Here is a 2,762-nt window from a genome sequence, read left to right as displayed (position 1 = left end):
CCCTGCCTTGAAGCCTTGCTCAAACGTCGGGTTCAGCCGCTGCAGCCGGGAAATCGGCAACGAGGCATCGTGCCCGGCCAATTCCAGCAGTACCTGTGCGAATGACATGCGCCGGGGTACCACGTAAAAGCCAGGCTCCAGGGTACCGGGCAACGCACTTACTACGGGTTGAGAGAAGCGCTCGGGGTAGACGGCGGTTGATGGCTCGGCAAAGTGGGGGTTGGTACGCCCTGAAATGGAATGCCTGGACGGCGGTGCTTCATACAGCGGTGCGACCACCCGATTGCTGCCCGGCGAACAGCCACAGACAACCAGCGCACCGTCCATGGCGACCCGCCGGCCATCAGAAATGAAGGACTCCACCCCTCCGGCGACGGTTCCTTCCTGCCCACAAAGCGGGCATGGCGTGGTGTGGTCGCCTTCGCGTAGCACCATTCGGCCTTCGTCAAGATACCCGGCCCCTGTCGCAATACAGACAGCCCCCGTTGTGGTGACATCACCATCTACTGCCTGACCTTTTCCCTCTAGACTGGCGCGCATATACAAAATCCCTGTGCATGGTTGAGGTTAAAAACCTAACATCAGCAAGAGCGGTTCAAGTGGCTTGAGTCGAAATTCAGATGTTTCCTACAAAGTTACCGAACTCACGTTTCAGGGATTACCAGCTCATCATCTACACCTCGAACATCTTCGCCATCCTCGGCTTAAGCTCGCTGTATTTTGCGCTGGCGGCGTTGATGCACCGGTTTGTGTACCTCAAGTACGCGTTGGCGTTGGTGTTGATCGTCATTGGCTGCAAAATCTTCTACCACGGCATGGTGGGTAAGGTGCCGGCGTTGCTGTCGTTGGGGGTGACGTTCGGGTTGTTGCTGGGTGGGGTGGTGGTTTCGTTGCTCAAGACGCGGGGGGATAAACCGGAAAGCAAGGAGGCTCAATCCAGACATCCTTCAAATGCCAATAGTACAGCCAGCCAGAAAGAGGAAGACCCGCAGATGCGGGTCTGACACCCCAAGCTTTAATGTTTAACCATCGCATAAGCAATGACTAGCCACGCTGAACCAATTATTACCAGCCAGCTCGAAAAAACCAGCTTGCGCTTTAACTTCAACGGAAAAGCTTTTAATTCATCAGCATCCACAACGCCTATTCTTGAATGAAATAGAGGAAAAGTCAGTAAACCGCAGACAACACAGACAACCATCCATCGTGCACGGTAAGTAGTGGTTCCCGCAAAACGCTTCATCTTTTCCAGGTAGGCATTGCTTCGTATGGAGCTATTGACAAGCTCAAACTCACGAGACCAAGCGACATAACCGCTAACTGCCAAACCACCAACACTCAAGGCAAATGGCATAACCAGAAAAAGTAACTGAATCCTCAGCGGCCAGCTGTTTACATCAATCAGCGATGGACTCATAGATCTTTTCTCCCAACATCTCTCCCACATCCCCGCCAGCCAAGCCTCCGGCCAGAGACCCGGCTCCAATGAGAGCGATACCACACACTGGAGCCCCTACACCTGCAGTTCCAATAGCGAAAACAGCACAGACAGAAGGAACTGCCAAGCTTGCGATGAAGCCTCCTGCTGTTCCACCAACAACACCTCCACTGAAATTTCCAACTTCTTTCAGACGCACGGCCTTGCAAGCCTCGGTCTCCCGTGCTCGACAAACCTCCTCCACTTTCAAGCAAGACGAAGTCCCACCCAACCCAATTGCAGAAAACCCACCGTGTCTAACTTTATCCATCCGATTACAACTAATCCCCCATGACAAAGCCGAAAGCAGATCAGCAGGAACGACCTCGTATCGCGACAGGACTTCGTAGCAGACCTAGGATTTCAGCTTCGCAGCATAAATTTCCGGGTTGCTGCGAAGCCCTGTCGCAACACAAAACCTCTCCTACAAGGACCAGTACAAGCTGTGAAAGGTAGCTCTCCATATGACTGATAGTCGACTCGCTCAACATAGACACGAATTAGGCGAGGCGTCGTACCATATAGGAGACAGCCCGTGATCACTGAGCTTTGGAGAGTTCGATTATTGCAACCGTAACCGCAATACCACTAAACCCAATGATTGACAACCATACTGAAATCACAAGCTTTCGCCTGAGTTTCGCCGGAAATGCTTTCAACTCCTCAATATCCAGCTTGTCGTAGCGCAACGCCAGCCATGGAAATGTAACAAGACCGCCAATATTGCAGACCAGCATCCATCGCCACTTCAGGCTTGATGTTCCCCAGACCACCTTCACCCGCTCTATATATGGATTGCTAGTAATTGCCGAGCAGGCAACGTGAAAGTCACGTGTCAGGGTGATGTAAAGACTAATTGATGCGCCTAGCAAGGAAATGAAAAAAGGGATAGCTATAAATATCAGCTTCATAGTGACGGGCCAGCTTTCAAAACTCATCATTTGAGGCCTCATATATGAACTCCCCCATAAACTCGCCAGCCATTTCACCTAACTTTCCTCCTGCTAGCCCACCCGCTCCCGCGACTAAAATCCCACACAATGGAGCCGCCAGACCCGCAGTACCTACGCTAAAAGCGGCACATAACGTGCCGGCTGCAGCGCCAGCCACTATTGCTCCCGCAGTCGCTCCTCCTACCCCAATGCCGAACGATCCAGTTTCAACATATCGGATCCTTGCACAAGCTTCTTCGTTTCCGGCCCGACAGACCTCCTGCACTTTCAGATAAGACGAAGTCCCACCCAATCCAATTGCAGCATACCCGCCATATTCAAGGTACTTGCTG

At 52.4% G+C, this 2,762-nt stretch carries 3 protein-coding genes and 2 pseudogenes; 1 reads left to right on the top strand and 4 read right to left on the bottom strand.

From position 1 onward, the window contains the following. Positions 1-540 (bottom strand): PAAR domain-containing protein (locus tag M2S36_RS24940; protein WP_333958020.1); only part of this gene is annotated, 540 nt, incomplete at its 3' end. Positions 541-668: 128 nt separating this feature from the next. Here M2S36_RS24940 and M2S36_RS24935 point away from each other — a divergent pair. Then, a pseudogene (locus M2S36_RS24935) lies at positions 669-1,004 on the top strand (TerC family protein); the annotation flags it as partial. Positions 1,005-1,015: 11 nt separating this feature from the next. Here the strand turns inward: M2S36_RS24935 and M2S36_RS24930 are convergent. The 3 genes and pseudogenes from M2S36_RS24930 to M2S36_RS24920 all read right to left on the bottom strand — a co-directional run. Then, positions 1,016-1,417 carry a hypothetical protein gene (locus M2S36_RS24930; RefSeq protein WP_333958019.1) on the bottom strand — a complete coding sequence of 134 codons (402 nt, stop codon included), beginning with the start codon at positions 1,415-1,417 and terminating at the stop codon, positions 1,016-1,018. A 599-nt stretch (positions 1,418-2,016) separates the two neighbouring features. Next, positions 2,017-2,418, bottom strand: a complete 402-nt coding sequence (locus tag M2S36_RS24925) for a hypothetical protein (RefSeq protein ID WP_063915053.1) — start codon at positions 2,416-2,418, stop codon at positions 2,017-2,019. Next, a pseudogene (locus M2S36_RS24920) lies at positions 2,405-2,762 on the bottom strand (PAAR domain-containing protein); the annotation flags it as partial. The gene M2S36_RS24925 and the pseudogene M2S36_RS24920, both read right to left, overlap by 14 nt.

The sequence above is a fragment of the Pseudomonas sp. SF2 genome (assembly GCF_036858055.1).
Lineage (GTDB): Bacteria > Pseudomonadota > Gammaproteobacteria > Pseudomonadales > Pseudomonadaceae > Aquipseudomonas.
This window is presented reverse-complemented; position numbering and strand designations above follow the sequence as displayed.